Origin of the sequence: Mongoliimonas terrestris, from assembly GCF_001927285.1 — a bacterium.
GTDB classification, from domain to species: domain Bacteria; phylum Pseudomonadota; class Alphaproteobacteria; order Rhizobiales; family Pleomorphomonadaceae; genus Chthonobacter; species Chthonobacter terrestris.
In genome coordinates, this window is the sequence record NZ_MSIG01000003.1 from 297,716 (window position 1) to 311,303 (window position 13,588).

The following is a 13,588-nucleotide window of genomic DNA, read 5'->3' on the forward strand; positions in this document are numbered from 1 at the left end:
GTGGTGTGGCTCTCGTCGGACAAATACGCCTGATTGAGAAGACCTACGCGCTGGCGATCGCCATCCTGGTGGTGCTCGCCTTCACCGGCACCGTGCTGATGAACTGGGCCCTGCTCATCCAGCGCACCCATGTGGAACTCAGCCTCCTGGTCAGCCGGCAGGCGCAGGTCTTCTCCGCCGTCCAGTCGGCCACGAACGTCTTTCTCGATGCGGCCAGCGAGCCCGACGCGGTCGACGCCGGGTTGATCCGCGTCCGTGAGCGCCTGGCGGACCAAGTGAACCGCCTTGACGGCCTGAACCGGGAGATCGCCACCTTCCTGGACACGCGCAGAGGCACGCTCAACGGCGGTGTGTCGGACACCATCATCGCCATCTACCGCGATCGGCCGCACCGGCTCGCCCATTGGCTCGACACGGTCGTCAAGCGCTCGAAGGAGTTGCAGATCATGAGCCCGCGGGAGGTGCGCTATGTCGTCGACAACTGGTCGACGGTCAACGTGGCGCTCCTATCCGGCACCGGCCTCATCCGGAGCTTCGACAACCTCCTCGCCGAGATCGAACGGGCGTCGAAGGCGCATGTGACCCGCCAGGAGACGCTGCAGGCCGGGCTGACCGGTCTCACCCTCCTGGTCCTCCTCGGCGAGGCCGTCTTCATCTTCGGCCCCATGGTCCGACGCCTGCGGCGCGCCCACCTGCGGGCCGAGGAGACGACGGCGGACCTCAACCGCCTCGCCTTCACCGACAGCCTCACCGGCCTCGGGAACCGCACCTTCTTCCAGCGCGCCTTGCAGGACCACTGCGCGGCCGCGCCGTCGAAGGGGGGCTTCGCCCTCATCCTCTGCGACCTCGACCGCTTCAAGGCGGTGAACGACGGCTTCGGCCACGCGGCGGGCGATGCCCTCATCGCCGAGATGGCACGCCGGATCGCCGGCGCCATCCGGCCCGGCGACACGGCGGCCCGTCTCGGCGGCGACGAGTTCGCCGTGATCGCGCCGGGCCTCGTGGCCGAGACCGACCTGATCGATCTGGTGGCCCACATTCGTGCCGCCACGGCGCTCCCCTGGCGCTGGGGCGACGTGGAGATCGACGTGTCGTCCTCCGTCGGCGGCGCGCTCACCATCGATGGATCGGAGGATCCGGACCGGCTGTTCGCCTATGCGGACATGGCGCTCTACGAGGCCAAGACCGGCGAGCGGCACCTGAAGATCTTCGACGGCGGCCTTCGCGCGGCCCGCGACAACGAGGCGGCCATCCTTCGGGAACTGCCGCGCGCGCTCGCGACCGGCGAATTCGAACTCCACTACCAGCCCAAGATCCGGATCGCCGACGGCGGCCTCGTCGGCGTGGAGGCGCTCGTCCGCTGGCGCCACCCGGACCGCGGCCTGCTGCCGCCCGGCCAGTTTCTCGGCGCCGTCCTGCGCGGTGGCCGCATGGTCGACCTCACGCGCCACGTCATCGCCACCGCGGCGGCGGACCTGGAGCACTGGCGGCGCAGCGGCATTCCCGTCCACAACGTGGCGGTGAACATGCCGGAAAGCATGCTGGCGAGCCGGCTCGGCCTCACCGCGCTGCGCGACGCCATGGACCGCCACGGCCTGCCGGGTCACGCCTTCACGGTGGAGATTACCGAGGACGTGCTCCTCTCCCGGGCGGCGGAGACCATTTCGGAGGTGGTGAACAGCCTCAGCGCCCTCGGCGTGCGCATCTCGTTCGACGATTTCGGCACCGGCTTCGCGTCCCTGTCGCACCTGCGGTCCTTCGCCTTCGACCAGCTCAAGATCGACCGCAGCTTCGTCGCGGAGATCGGCGTCGCCACCGCGAGCGAGCAGATCGTCCGGTCCATCGTCTCGCTCGCCCGGGCGCTCGGCAAGGACGTGGTCGCCGAGGGCGTCGAGACGGAGCGGCAGCTCCGCTTCCTGGCGGCGGAGGGCTGCACGGTGGCCCAGGGCTACCTCTACGCGCCCGCCCTGCCGATCGGCGACCTGGAGGCCTGGATCGCCGACCGCTACCGAAGCCGCACCACCGACGCGCTGTTGAGACATGCAATCGCCCGGTGATGTCGCCCGGAGGAAGCCCTCCGGACCGTTGCACCGGGTGCCGACAAGAAGGACGACCGATGCGCGCCTTGAAGACCCTCTTCCTTGCGACCGCCGTCACGTGCATGACCGGACCCGCCACCCTGGCCGGCGATTTCGAGGTGATGACCTTCTGGACGTCGCGGAGCGAAGCCGCGGCGCTTGCTGTCGTTCGGGATGCCTTCGTGGCCGACGGCAGCACATGGCGTCAGCGCGATTTCTCGGACAGCTCGCTGCTCCGCCGCGAATCCACCAGCCAGTTCGTCACCGGAACGCCCTCGGCCGCCGCACAGTGGGCGTTCGGACAGTCGATCACCGAAATGGCCGACGCCGGCATGATGACGCCGATCGACGAACTCGGTTCAACCGACGCCTGGTCCAGGATTCTGCCGCCGTTCGTCCTTGAAAGCATCTCCGCCGGCGGGGAACTCTACATCGCGCCGGTGGGCGTCCACGTCGAGAACTTGATGTGGATGAACCGTGCGGTGCTGGAGGAGAACGGTCTTTCCATCCCGGCCACCTGGGATGACCTGATCGCTGCTGCGCGGGTCCTGAAGGCACGCGGCGTCACCCCGATCGTTCTGCCGAAGGACGACTGGCCGACGAACATCCTCATCCGCAACGTTATCGCGGGCGTGGCCGGCAGCCACGAGGCTCTGCGCCGCCCCAACTTGACTTGGAACGAACTCGTCGATCATCCGGCCATGGAGGAGATCGTGGAGACGATCGTCAGCCTGCGAGACCTTGTCACGCTGTCGGACGAACGCGTCCGCTGGACCGACGCCGCGCTCGACTTGGCGGAAGGGCGCGCGGGCTTCTACTTCATGGGCGACTGGGTCCGCGGCGAGTTCGCCGCGAACGGCATCAAGGTCGACGAGCAGATCCTCTGCGCCTTCCCGCCTGGCAACCGGTGGCTCCAGAGCCTCGTGATCGACGGCTTCTACTTCCCGTTTCTCGACGATTCACACCTGATCGCCGCACAGGGTCGGTTGGTCGAGGTTCTGATGGACCCGCGCGTGCAACTGGAGTTCGCGTTGAAGAAGGGCTCCGTGCCGGTACGATCGGACATCGACTTCAAGAAGCTCGATTCCTGCGCCGCCGACGCCCATGCGCGCATGTCCGACCCGAATGTCGCCTTCCACCGCATGGAGCCGTTGACGCCCGACTGGGACGGCAACATCCGCTATACCGTGGCGCTCCTGGATAGCCTTATGCCAGACGGCGGCGATGTGCCGGACGTCATGGCGAAGTTGAGGGACATCCGCAAGGACAGCCCCACGCCCTGATCCGGCCGGCGCCCGTTCGGGCTTGGGATCACTCCACCGTGACGCTCTTGGCGAGGTTGCGCGGCTGGTCCACGTCGGTGCCGATGAACACCGCCGTGTGGTAGGCGATCAGCTGGATCGGGATGGCGTAGACGAGCGGTGCGATCAGCGTCGGCACCTCCGGCATCACGATCGTTTCGATCGTCGTCACCTCCGTCGCCGCCGCCCCCTTCGGGTCGGTGACGAGGATGATTTGGCCGCCGCGCGCCGCCACCTCCTGCATGTTGGAGACGGTCTTCTCGAAGATGCCGTCGAACGGGGCGATCACCACCACCGGCATGGACTCGTCGATGAGGGCGATCGGCCCGTGCTTCAACTCGCCCGCCGCATAGCCCTCCGCGTGGATGTAGGAGAGCTCCTTCAGCTTCAGCGCGCCTTCCAGCGCCAGCGGATAGGACGTGCCGCGGCCGAGATAGAGGGCGTGGCGCGCCTTCGACAGGGTCTTGGCCAGCCGCTCGATCTGCGGCTCGCGCTTCAGCGCCTCGGCGACGAAGCGCGGCAGCTCGATGAGCGCGCCGACGAGCGCCGCCTCCTCGGCCTCGTCCAGCGTGCCGCGCACCCGTCCGGCCGCGATGGCGAGCGCGGCGAGCGTGGTCAGCTGGCAGGTGAAGGCCTTGGACGAGGCGACGCAGATCTCCGGTCCGGCGAGCGTCGGGAACACCACGTCCGCCTCGCGGGCCATGGTGGAGCCGGTCACGTTGACGACGGCCGCCACATGCTGGCCGCCCGCCTTGCAGTAGCGGAGCGCCGCCAGGGTGTCGGCCGTCTCGCCCGACTGGGAGACGAACAGCGACAGGTCGCCCTCCTGAAGCGGGGCCTCGCGGTAGCGGAACTCCGAGGCGATGTCGATGTCCACCGGCAGGCGGGCGTAGCGCTCGAACCAGTATTTGGCCGTGAGGCCCGCGTAGTAGGCGGTGCCGCAGGCCGAGATCACCAGCCGCCGCACGGTGCGGAAGTCGAACGGCAGCCCTTCGGGCAGCCGGGTCCGGCCGGTGGTGAAGTCGATGTAGTGGGCGAGCGTGTGGCCGATCACTTCCGGCTGCTCGTGGATCTCCTTGGCCATGAAGTGCCGGTGGTTGCCCTTGTCCACCACGATGGCGGCCGCCGTGGAGGTGTGCACCGGCCGCGACACCACCGTGCCGGCCTCGTTGCGGATGGTGGCGCCCTCGTGGGTGATCACCGCCCAGTCGCCATCCTCCAGATAGCTCACCGACCCGGTCAGCGGCCCGAGCGCGATGGCGTCCGAGCCGAGATACATCTCGCCCTTGCCGTAGCCGATGGCGAGCGGCGGGCCGCGCCGGGCGCCGATGAGAAGGTCGGTCCGGCCCTCGAACAGCACGGCGAGCGCGAAGGCGCCGGTGAGCCGCGGCAGCACCGCCCCGACGGCCTCCACCGGGCTCTTGCCGGTGTCGAGCTCCGCCGCCACCAGGTGGGCCACCACCTCCGTGTCCGTGTCGGACTGGAAGCGCACGCCCGCCTCGACGAGCCCGGCCTTCAGGGCCTGGAAGTTCTCGATGATGCCGTTGTGCACCACCGCCACGCCGCGGCCCACGTGCGGGTGGGCATTCCGCTCGGTCGGGCCGCCGTGGGTCGCCCAGCGGGTGTGGCCGATGCCGACCGTGCCGCCGAGCGGCTGGCCCGCCAGCTTCCCGGCGAGGTTGACGAGCTTGCCCTCGGCCCGCCGGCGGGTGATCGCCCCGTCCTCCAGCGTCGCCACGCCGGCGCTGTCATAGCCGCGATATTCCAGGAGCCGCAGGCTGTCCACCAGCCGTCCGGCCACCGGCTCCCGCCCGACGATGCCCACGATTCCGCACATGGCGACGCCCTCAAAAAGATCACTATTCCCGTATGCATAGCCGACCGGCCTGCACGACCGGTTAAGGCACGCGCCGCCAACCCGGCGTTGCCGCGACCCTAGTGGATCCACCGCGCCGGACCAAAATCACCTTGCATGACCGATTGTGTCAGCCCGAAGCCCGAAGCCCGACTGCCGAACCCCGCCCCTTCACCCCTTCCCGGCCTTCCGCGCCAGCAGCGCCTCCCGCTTCGCCTTGCCCGCGCCCGGCTTCACCGCCTGGCGGGCCCGGCCGAACGCCATGGCGTCGGCGGGCACGTCCTCGGTGATGACGCTGCCGGCCGCCGTGAAGGCGCCGTCGCCCACCGTCACGGGGGCGACCAGTGTCGTCTGCGAGCCGACGAACACCCCGGCGCCGATCACCGTCGCGTGCTTGAACACGCCGTCGTAGTTGCAGGTGATGGTCCCGGCGCCGACGTTCGTGCGCGCCCCCACGGACGCGTCGCCGATGTAGCTCAGGTGGTTGATCTTGGCGCCTTCGGCGATGGTGGCGTTCTTGATCTCCACGAAGTTGCCGATGTGGGCGCCCGGTCCCACCTTGGCGCCGGGGCGCAGGCGGGCATAGGGGCCGACGATGGCGCCGGGGGCGACGGTGGCGCCCTCCAGGTGGCTGAAGGCGCGGATCTCGGCGCCATCGCCGACGGTCACGCCGGGGGCGAACACCACGTTCGGCTCCACGGTCACGTCGCGGCCGAGCACCGTGTCGTGGGACAGGAACACCGTCTCCGGCGCCGTCAGCGTCGCGCCGCCGGCCATCGCTGCGGCCCGCGCGCGGGCCTGGAAGAGCGCCTCCGCGGCGGCCAGCTGCGCCCGGTCGTTGATGCCGACGAACTCCGCCTCCGGCCCCGTCACCACGGCGGTGACGAGCCCGCGCCCGGCGGCGATCTCGGCCGCGTCGGTCAGGTAGAATTCGCCCTTGGCGTTGGCGTTGCCGATCGACTCCAGAAGGTCCGGCAGCAGCGCGCCCCGGATGCCCATGATGCCGGAGTTGGAGAGCCGGATCGCCCGCGTCGCCGCGTCCGCCTCCTTCTCCTCCACGATGCGGACGAGCCGGTCGCCGTCGGTGACGAGGCGGCCGTAGCCGGTCGGGTCGCTCGCCTCGAAGCCGAGCACCACCAGGTCCGCGCCGGCGTCCATCCGGTCGCGGAGGGCGCGCACGGTCTGCGGCCGCACCAAGGGCGTGTCGCCGAAGAGGATCAGCACGTGGGCGGCCGGGGCCGGGTCCGCGAAGGCCGCCCGGGCGGCGAGCGCCGCGTGCGCCGTGCCGCGCCGCTCCGCCTGCACGTGGAGGCTCGCGTCCGGGGCGGTCGCCGCCAGATGCGCCCGCACTTGGTCCGCTCCGGCGCCGATCACCACCGCCAGCCGGTCCGCGCCGGCCGCCCGCACCGTGGCGATCACATGGTCGAGCAGGGGCCGGCCGCCCACCTTGTGCAGCACCTTCGGCAGGGCGGACCGCATACGGGTGCCCTCGCCGGCGGCGAGGACCACGGCAAGGCAGTCGGAAGTCGGCATGGGCGGAGGCTCCGGCGAAACGGGACCGCCGCTTATGGTCGGCGAGGGCCGCCGCGGTCAAGTCGCCGCGACGGGCGCCGCTTGAACGGAAACGGGGCCGTCGGCGTCACCGCCGCGGCCCCGTTCGCCCGATCCCCGCACGGGGCCGGGTCACTCCATGGCGGCGGTGACCGCCTTGCCGAGGGCGAACAGGCGCTGCTCGATCAGCACCGGCACCTCGCACACGAAGGTGATCGCCTTCTGCCGTTCCTCGAACACGCGGGTCTGCATCAAAACCTCGTCGGTCTTCGACTGGACGACCGAGAAGTCCGCCTTCGGATCGTTGCGCAGGGCGTCGAGCGAGGCGCTGCTCGCCCGCACCTGGTCGGCGAAATTGCGCTGCTTCTTGGCGAAGCGCACGATGCCGTTGACCACGTCGCGCCGCTCGCTGTTCATCCGATCGAACAGGCCGGCGAACACCAGCGTCAGCTTCGCGCGCGCATCGGCGCCGCTCGCCTCGGCGAAGGCCGCGATGGCCTTCGACGCCTCTTCGAGCGGCACGCGGCGCTGCTGCAGAAAGGTGACCAGTTCGACCACCTGGGGGTCTTCCTCCCACGCCGACGATCCCGGCTCGACCGGAGGGCCCGTCCAGACGGTGCCGATAGCAAGCTCGGCCACCTTTCGCTGGACGCACGGCCAATCCGGGTCGTTGGGATCGCCGACCGCAAAGGCCGGGGTCGCGGTCAGGACCGCGGTTGCGACCAGCGTGGCGGCGATCGTTCTGATCATCTCAGGCCTCACTTCACGATAAACGTCCCGGTCAGGCCCTTGTCGGCCAGACCTTCGCATTCCCACACATACTCGCCCGGAACGATCGGCACCACGAAGATTTCCGCCTCGGCCGCGTTCTCGAACTCCAGTTCGTTCAAGTAGGGCGCCTTGATCTCGAGCCCACCCGCCTCCACCTTGCGCAGCCAGACGCTGGAGAAGAAACTCTTGGCCTGGAAGGCGCATTCCTGCGCGCCCGTGGCCTTGATCATCAGGCTGTAGGATTTGCCCGTCTCCATGTCGTAGGTGGCCTGCGACACGCCGAAGCCGTCGCCGGTGCCGACCACCAGTTCGGGCAGGGCGGTCGGCTTGGAACCGAGGTTGCCGGCCGCGAGGGCCGGGGTGGCAAGGAGCGCAAACAGCACGGCAGAGATCGTGGTCTTCATCGTTTCCCCCCAAGGAATGACGACTGTGGATCGTTTTGGCATGCACGGCTTCTCCGTCGGCCGCGCAGGGCGCGGCCGCCGAATGAGGTTTGCCCTCCGGCTCGGTTCGCCGGGTCAGGTTCAAGAACGGGCAGGTCGTCCGGCGGTCAGTTCACCGGATTGACGACGACGCCCCAGGGGTAGCTGCCGACGGTGATCGACTTGATCACCTCCTGGGTTGCCACGTCGATGACCGAGACGTCGTTGGAGACGCCGTTGGTGCTGAAGAGATATTTCTCGTCCGGCGTGAAGGCGAGCTGCCAGACCCGCTGGCCGACGAGCAGATACTCCAGCACCTCGTGGGTGGTGCCGTCGATCACCGCCACCCGGTTGGACGGGCCGAGCGCCACGAAGGCGAACTTGCCGTCCTTGGTGATCCGGACGCCCACCGGCTGCAGCGCCTCCGGGCTGATGCCGGGCACCTCGAAGGAGATGGTCTTCTTGATCTCCTGGGTGGCCGGGTCGATCACCGCCACCGTGCCGCCGATCTCCGCCGACACCCAAAGTTCCGAGCCGTCGCTCTTGTACTCGGCGAACCGCGGCCGCGCGTCCACCAGCACGTTGGCGTAGATCTCGTTGGTCTCGGTGTCGATGAAGTGGGCCATGTTGGTGGTTTCGGACGTGTTGATCACCGTCTTGCCGTCCGGCGAGACCGCCATGCCTTCCGGCTCCACGCCCACCACCACTTCGCTCAGCACCGTGTGGTCGTTCACGTCCACCACGGTGACGAGGTTGTCGTCCTCGTTGGCGATGTAGAGCGGGTTGCCGGTCGGATGCAGCACGAACAGCTCCGGATCCGGGCCGGACGGCAGCGTGTGCAGCATCTCGAACGTCTTGGTGTCGTAGACCTCCACCGTGTCGTCGTCGGAGGCGCAGATGTAGAGATGCGCGCCGTCCGGCGAGATGGTGATGCCGCGGGGGCGCTGGCCGGTCGGAACCGTCTTGATCACCTCCAGGGTCTCGGTGTCGATCACCGTGAAGGTGTTGTCCTTCTCGTTGGTCACATAGGCCGTGCCGGCAAGCGAAGGCGCCGCCGTCACGAGAGCGGCCAGGGCGGCGGTACCGGCGAGAAGCGCCGTGCGCGTCATCGTCATCTCTGTCTCCTCCTCAGGGTCGTCGGTTCGGGCACGGAAGGTGCCGGCAGTTCGGATGCCGCCTGGAAAAGCCCCTCCGCCGTCGAAAGCCCCGTCCTCTCGCCGGATCGCAACGCCTTTTGGCAAAGGCGGACGATCCGATCAGGTCTTTCAGCATCGGCGGCGAGGATAGGTCGGGCCAAAAGGCTCTTCCAATTACCGATTTGTAATTTGCGGACGCACCCTCTCTCTGTCCAGCGGCGGTTTTCCGCGCGCCTGAGCGAGACGGAAGGGCCGATCTTCGGGCGAAATCTGACGAGGCCCGGGTTGTTCGCCCCGGTTCCACAGGAAAAAGTCCGGACACAAACGGGACAAGTCGTCGCAACCTCGGGAAAATATTCCCGATGCCGCACCGCGACGCCGGCCGGCATGGCCGGATTTGTCGGTTCACGCACTGAATCCGGACACCATGGCGTGCGTTTGCCGCGGCCTGCGGGGGCGGGGGCGTCACACGCATCCTTGACGGATGCCCGGATCGCCCTCCTATTGTCCCGCATCAGCCGCACGGAAGCCGCCGGTGACGCGACAAGGCTTCCGGCAAACAGTCAAGACCCTGGGAGGAGGGCGTCCCCACCATGAATTTCTTCGACATCGTGATGGCGATCTGCCTGCTCAACGACCCGACGTCGTGCCGCGAGCAGCGCCTGCAGTATGAAAGCTTCGGTTCGCTCAACGAGTGCCTGTTCGAGGCGCAGTTCTACATCGCCGCCTGGAAGGCGGAGAACACCGACGTGGAAATCCGCAACTGGCGGTGCGAGTACGCCCAGCAATCGGCCCCGCCGGCCGACGCGCTGCCCGAGACCAAGTCCTGATCCGACGGGCGTCCGGCCGGCCCGAAGGCGGGCCGCCGGCGTCCCCGCCACCCGGGAGGGAGCGCATGAGCGAGGCTGACGCCGCGCGTGACGGGGCGGCCGGGTCCGGTGCGCCGGCGCTGGAAGTGGACCGGGTGTCGTTCGCCTACGCGGGGCGCAAGGCCCTCGACGACGTGAGCTTCACCGTCCGCCGCGGCCGCTTCACCGCGCTGCTCGGACCGAACGGCGCCGGCAAGACCACGCTCTTCTCGCTCATCACCCGCCTGTTCGACGCCCGCGAGGGCGCCATCCGGATCGCCGGCCGCGACCTTGCCAAGACCGGTGCGTCCGCGCTCGCGCCGCTCGGCGTGGTGTTCCAGCAGCCGACCCTCGACCTCGACCTGACGGTCCGCCAGAACCTGCGCTACTTCGCGCGGCTCCGCGGCCTCTCCGTCAAGGACGCCGACCGGCGCATCGAGGCCCAACTGGAACGGCTCGCCATGGCCGAGCGCATCGGCGAGAAGGTGCGCGCCCTCAACGGCGGTCACCGGCGGCGGGTGGAGATCGCCCGCGCGCTCCTCCACGACCCGGAGGTGGTGGTGCTCGACGAAGCGACCGTCGGCCTCGACGTGCCGACCCGCCGCACCATCGTGGACCACGTGCACGACCTCACCCGCACCCGCAATCTGGCGGTCCTCTGGACCACCCACCTGATCGACGAGATCCTGCCCGGCGACGACCTCGTCGTCCTCCACCGGGGTCGCATCGTCGCCACCGGCACCGCCGAGGGCGTGGTGGCGGAAACCGGCGCGCCGGACCTCGACGGCGCCTTCGCGCGTCTGACCCGCGCCCCCGACGGGGAGGCCGCCGCTCGATGATGCCCCCGTCCGTGTCCACTCCGACGCTCTATCGCCGCGCCTTCGTGGGCATCGTCAGCCGCGAGCTCCTGCGCTTCCTGAAGCAGCGCGAGCGTTTCTTCTCCGCCCTCGTCCGCCCGCTCGTCTGGCTCGTCATCTTCGCCGCCGGCTTCCGGGCCGTGCTCGGCCTGCCGATCCAGCCGCCCTATCCAACCTACATCACCTACGACGTCTACATCGTGCCGGGGCTGGTCGCCATGATCCAGCTCTTCAACGGCATGCAGTCGTCGCTCTCCATGGTCTACGACCGGGAGATGGGCTCCATGCGGGTGCTTTTGACGAGCCCGCTGCCGCGCTGGTTCCTGCTCGTCTCCAAGCTCTTCGCCGGCACCTGCGTCTCCATCCTGCAGGCCTACGCCTTCCTCCTGGTGGCGGTGGCGCTCGGCATCAAGATCCCCTGGATGGGCTTCCTCACCATCCTGCCCGTGATGGCGCTCACCGGCCTGATGCTCGGCGCGGTCGGCATGCTGCTGTCCTCCACGGTGCGGCAGCTGGAGAACTTCGCCGGGGTGATGAACTTCGTCATCTTCCCCACCTTCTTCCTGTCGTCGGCGCTCTATCCGCTCTGGAAGATGCGCGAGTCCAACTACATCGTCTGGCAGCTCTGCCAGCTCAACCCGTTCACCTACGCGGTGGAGGCGCTCCGCTTCGGGCTCTACGCCAAGGTCAACGGCTTCGCTCTCTCCATCGTCGCCGTCACCCTCGTGGTCTTCCTCGCCGGCGCCATCTTCGGCTACAACCCCAGCCGCGGCTTCCAGGTCCGCAAGTCCGGCGGCGGCGAGTAGGGGCGAGGGGCTGAAAGCGTGGGTGGTCCGCCTTCGCGGACCATGACGATGAAGGAGTAGGGGGAAACGGGTCGTGGCTCCTATTCACGCGCCGACCCACCCGCTCCTACCCCCCAGCCGTCATCCCGGCGAAAGCCGGGATCCAACCGGCGTTGTCATCAGCCGCGCCGGCGCGGTGGTCCCGCCGTCGGCTGGATCCCGGCTTCCGCCGGGATGACGTTGAAGCGAGCCGTTCTCGCCATCATCGTCATGGTCCGCGAAGGCGGACCACCCACGCATCCCCTTCAAGCACCCCACCTATCCCCTCACACGAACAACCCCGGCTGGCGCCGCCGGAGCGTCTCCACCAGGATGAACGTCTTCATGTCGCGGATCTCGCCCGCGTCGGCCAAGGCCGCCAGGGTGCCGAGCGGGATCTCCAGCACCTCGATCTCCTCGTGCTCCTCGGCGAGCCCGCCCACGTCCTGCGCAAGGCGGCTTTCCAGCGGGGCGAGGTAGAGCCACACGCGCTCGGTCACCGATCCCGGCGTGGAGAAGGGCGCGCCGACGAACTCCATCGCGCCGATCGTCACGCCCGCCTCCTCCTCCGCCTCCCGGCGGGCGGCGTCCTCCGGGCTCTCGCCCGCGTCCACGATGCCGGCCATCGCCTCCAGAAGGAGGCCGGAGCCGTCCGCCACCAGCGCCGCCGGCCGGATCTGCCGCACCAGGATGCCGGTTCGCGCGGCCGGGTCGTAGACGAGCACTGCCGCGCCGTTGCCGTGGTCGTGCACCTCGCGCTTGAAGCGCACCGGCTCGCCCCGCACCGTGGTGTCCAGCACCACCACCTCCAGCGTCACCCAGGCGTCGTAGACCGTCCGCCGGTCCGCGATGGTGACGGGCGGCAGGCGCGTCTCGGGCAGAAGATCGCTCACGCGCGGGTCCTTTCGGCGGCGACGGCGTTGGTGCGCCGGATCAGGTCCTTGTAGAGGCCGCGGATGCGTTCCACCATCGGGCCGGGCTTGCCCGTGCCGATCGGCCGGCCGTCGATCTCCACCACCGGGGTCTGGCCGCCGAAGGTGCCCGTCACGAAGGCCTCGTCGGCGCCATAGGTGTCGACCAGCGAGAAGTTGCGCTCGAACACCGGGATGCCGGCCTCCCGGCAGACCTCGATCACCTTCGCCCGTGTGATGCCGTTCATGGCGTAGTCGCCGGTGGAGGTCCACACGGCGCCCTTGCGCACGATGAAGAAGTTGGTCGAGTTGCAGGTGTTGACGAAGCCGTGCGGGTCCAGCATCAGCGCCTCGTCGCCGCCGGCCTTGAGGGCCTGGATCAGCGCCAGGATGCAATTCAGCTTGGAGTGGGAGTTCAGTTTCGGGTCCTGGCTGTCCGGCGTCTGCCGGTGCACGTGCACGGTGAAGAGCCGCAGCCCTGTCCGGAAGGTCGCCTCGGAGGCCACCTTGAACTCCGGGATGATCACGATCGTCGGCCCGTAGACCGAGAGGCGCGGGTCCTGGAACGGGTTCTTCTTCCGGCCCCGCGTCACCATCAGCCGCACATGGGCGCCGTCGGTCATGGCGTTCGCCGCCAGCACGTCGTAAAGGATCCTCTCCATGTCGGCGGGCGATAGACCGATGTCGAGATCGATGGCCTTGGCGGCTTCGAACAGGCGGTCCAGGTGGTCGTCGAGGAAGGCGATCCGGCCGTCGTAGACCCGGAGCCCTTCCCAGACGCCGTCGCCCATCATGAAGCCGCTGTCGTAGACCGACACGGTCGCCTCGTCGCGGGGGTGGAGCGTGCCGTTGACGTAGATCAGAATGCTGTCGTTGCGCGGGTCCGGCGCCGAATCGTGGGTGCTGACCGCGTGCGGGAGGAGGGGAGAGGTCATGGATGTCTGCCTTGAGGGCCGTCGGCCGGGTTGGCCGAACCGTATCGGAAGCCTCCTTGCAAAGGAAGGACGCGGCATCTCTGCGCACTCGGCGGCGCG

General features: G+C 69.0%; 12 protein-coding genes. 5 read left to right on the forward strand and 7 right to left on the reverse strand.

Annotation, left to right across the window (positions count from 1 at the left end; genetic code table 11):
• Positions 1-5 precede the first annotated feature (5 nt).
• Together BUQ68_RS05935 and BUQ68_RS05940 are read left to right on the forward strand one after the other, a co-directional pair.
• Positions 6-2,057: a putative bifunctional diguanylate cyclase/phosphodiesterase gene (locus tag BUQ68_RS05935; RefSeq protein ID WP_075215009.1), complete on the forward strand. Its 2,052-nt coding sequence runs from the start codon at positions 6-8 to the stop codon at positions 2,055-2,057.
• A gap of 104 nt (positions 2,058-2,161) precedes the next feature.
• Complete coding sequence (locus tag BUQ68_RS05940; protein ID WP_175577744.1) at positions 2,162-3,361, forward strand: ABC transporter substrate-binding protein; 1,200 nt, start codon at positions 2,162-2,164, stop codon at positions 3,359-3,361.
• A 28-nt stretch (positions 3,362-3,389) separates the two neighbouring features.
• Here BUQ68_RS05940 and glmS read toward each other — a convergent pair whose 3' ends face one another.
• The 5 genes from glmS to BUQ68_RS05965 all read right to left on the reverse strand — a co-directional run bounded on the left by glmS (position 3,390) and on the right by BUQ68_RS05965 (position 9,087).
• Positions 3,390-5,216: a glutamine--fructose-6-phosphate transaminase (isomerizing) gene (gene glmS / locus BUQ68_RS05945; protein ID WP_075215011.1), complete on the reverse strand. Its 1,827-nt coding sequence runs from the start codon at positions 5,214-5,216 to the stop codon at positions 3,390-3,392.
• Between the two features lie 189 nt (positions 5,217-5,405).
• Positions 5,406-6,767 carry a bifunctional UDP-N-acetylglucosamine diphosphorylase/glucosamine-1-phosphate N-acetyltransferase GlmU gene (gene glmU / locus BUQ68_RS05950; protein WP_075215012.1) on the reverse strand — a complete coding sequence of 454 codons (1,362 nt, stop codon included), beginning with the start codon at positions 6,765-6,767 and terminating at the stop codon, positions 5,406-5,408.
• A gap of 150 nt (positions 6,768-6,917) precedes the next feature.
• The gene (locus BUQ68_RS05955) at positions 6,918-7,535 is read right to left on the reverse strand and encodes a hypothetical protein (RefSeq protein WP_075215013.1); all 618 of its coding nucleotides are present in this window, start codon (positions 7,533-7,535) and stop codon (positions 6,918-6,920) included.
• 8 nt (positions 7,536-7,543) lie between these two features.
• Positions 7,544-7,960: a cupredoxin domain-containing protein gene (locus BUQ68_RS05960; protein ID WP_075215014.1), complete on the reverse strand. Its 417-nt coding sequence runs from the start codon at positions 7,958-7,960 to the stop codon at positions 7,544-7,546.
• Between the two features lie 146 nt (positions 7,961-8,106).
• Positions 8,107-9,087 (reverse strand): YVTN family beta-propeller repeat protein, encoded by a 981-nt coding sequence (locus tag BUQ68_RS05965; protein ID WP_075215135.1) that lies wholly within the window; start codon positions 9,085-9,087, stop codon positions 8,107-8,109.
• A gap of 620 nt (positions 9,088-9,707) precedes the next feature.
• Between BUQ68_RS05965 and BUQ68_RS05970 the strand changes: the two genes are divergently transcribed.
• From BUQ68_RS05970 to BUQ68_RS05980, 3 genes are all read left to right on the forward strand, one after another.
• Positions 9,708-9,944: a hypothetical protein gene (locus BUQ68_RS05970; protein WP_075215015.1), complete on the forward strand. Its 237-nt coding sequence runs from the start codon at positions 9,708-9,710 to the stop codon at positions 9,942-9,944.
• A 65-nt stretch (positions 9,945-10,009) separates the two neighbouring features.
• Positions 10,010-10,801, forward strand: coding sequence for an ABC transporter ATP-binding protein (locus tag BUQ68_RS05975; protein ID WP_075215016.1), 792 nt, complete (start codon positions 10,010-10,012; stop codon positions 10,799-10,801).
• Positions 10,798-11,625: an ABC transporter permease gene (locus tag BUQ68_RS05980; protein ID WP_175577745.1), complete on the forward strand. Its 828-nt coding sequence runs from the start codon at positions 10,798-10,800 to the stop codon at positions 11,623-11,625. Before BUQ68_RS05975 ends, BUQ68_RS05980 begins: the two co-directional genes overlap by 4 nt.
• Before the next feature lie 305 nt (positions 11,626-11,930).
• On the opposite strand, the gene BUQ68_RS05985 is transcribed toward BUQ68_RS05980, so the two are convergent.
• Entirely contained in the window at positions 11,931-12,536 is a 606-nt protein-coding gene (locus tag BUQ68_RS05985; protein ID WP_095407287.1) for an NUDIX domain-containing protein, read from the reverse strand.
• Positions 12,533-13,489, reverse strand: coding sequence for an aminotransferase class IV (locus BUQ68_RS05990; RefSeq protein WP_075215017.1), 957 nt, complete (start codon positions 13,487-13,489; stop codon positions 12,533-12,535). Before BUQ68_RS05990 ends, BUQ68_RS05985 begins: the two co-directional genes overlap by 4 nt.
• Positions 13,490-13,588: the final 99 nt, after the last annotated feature.

Excerpts from the sequence above, each read along its gene's own strand:
- BUQ68_RS05990 (WP_075215017.1), bottom strand. The coding sequence starts at position 13,489 with ATGACCTCTCCCCTCCTCCCGCACGCGGTCAGCACCCACGATTCGGCG.
- BUQ68_RS05955 (WP_075215013.1), bottom strand. The coding sequence starts at position 7,535 with ATGATCAGAACGATCGCCGCCACGCTGGTCGCAACCGCGGTCCTGACC.
- BUQ68_RS05970 (WP_075215015.1), top strand. The coding sequence starts at position 9,708 with ATGAATTTCTTCGACATCGTGATGGCGATCTGCCTGCTCAACGACCCG.
- glmS (WP_075215011.1), bottom strand. The coding sequence starts at position 5,216 with ATGTGCGGAATCGTGGGCATCGTCGGGCGGGAGCCGGTGGCCGGACGG.
- BUQ68_RS05975 (WP_075215016.1), top strand. The coding sequence starts at position 10,010 with ATGAGCGAGGCTGACGCCGCGCGTGACGGGGCGGCCGGGTCCGGTGCG.
- BUQ68_RS05960 (WP_075215014.1), bottom strand. The coding sequence starts at position 7,960 with ATGAAGACCACGATCTCTGCCGTGCTGTTTGCGCTCCTTGCCACCCCG.
- BUQ68_RS05965 (WP_075215135.1), bottom strand. The coding sequence starts at position 9,087 with ATGACGCGCACGGCGCTTCTCGCCGGTACCGCCGCCCTGGCCGCTCTC.
- BUQ68_RS05940 (WP_175577744.1), top strand. The coding sequence starts at position 2,162 with ATGACCGGACCCGCCACCCTGGCCGGCGATTTCGAGGTGATGACCTTC.
- glmU (WP_075215012.1), bottom strand. The coding sequence starts at position 6,767 with ATGCCGACTTCCGACTGCCTTGCCGTGGTCCTCGCCGCCGGCGAGGGC.
- BUQ68_RS05980 (WP_175577745.1), top strand. The coding sequence starts at position 10,798 with ATGATGCCCCCGTCCGTGTCCACTCCGACGCTCTATCGCCGCGCCTTC.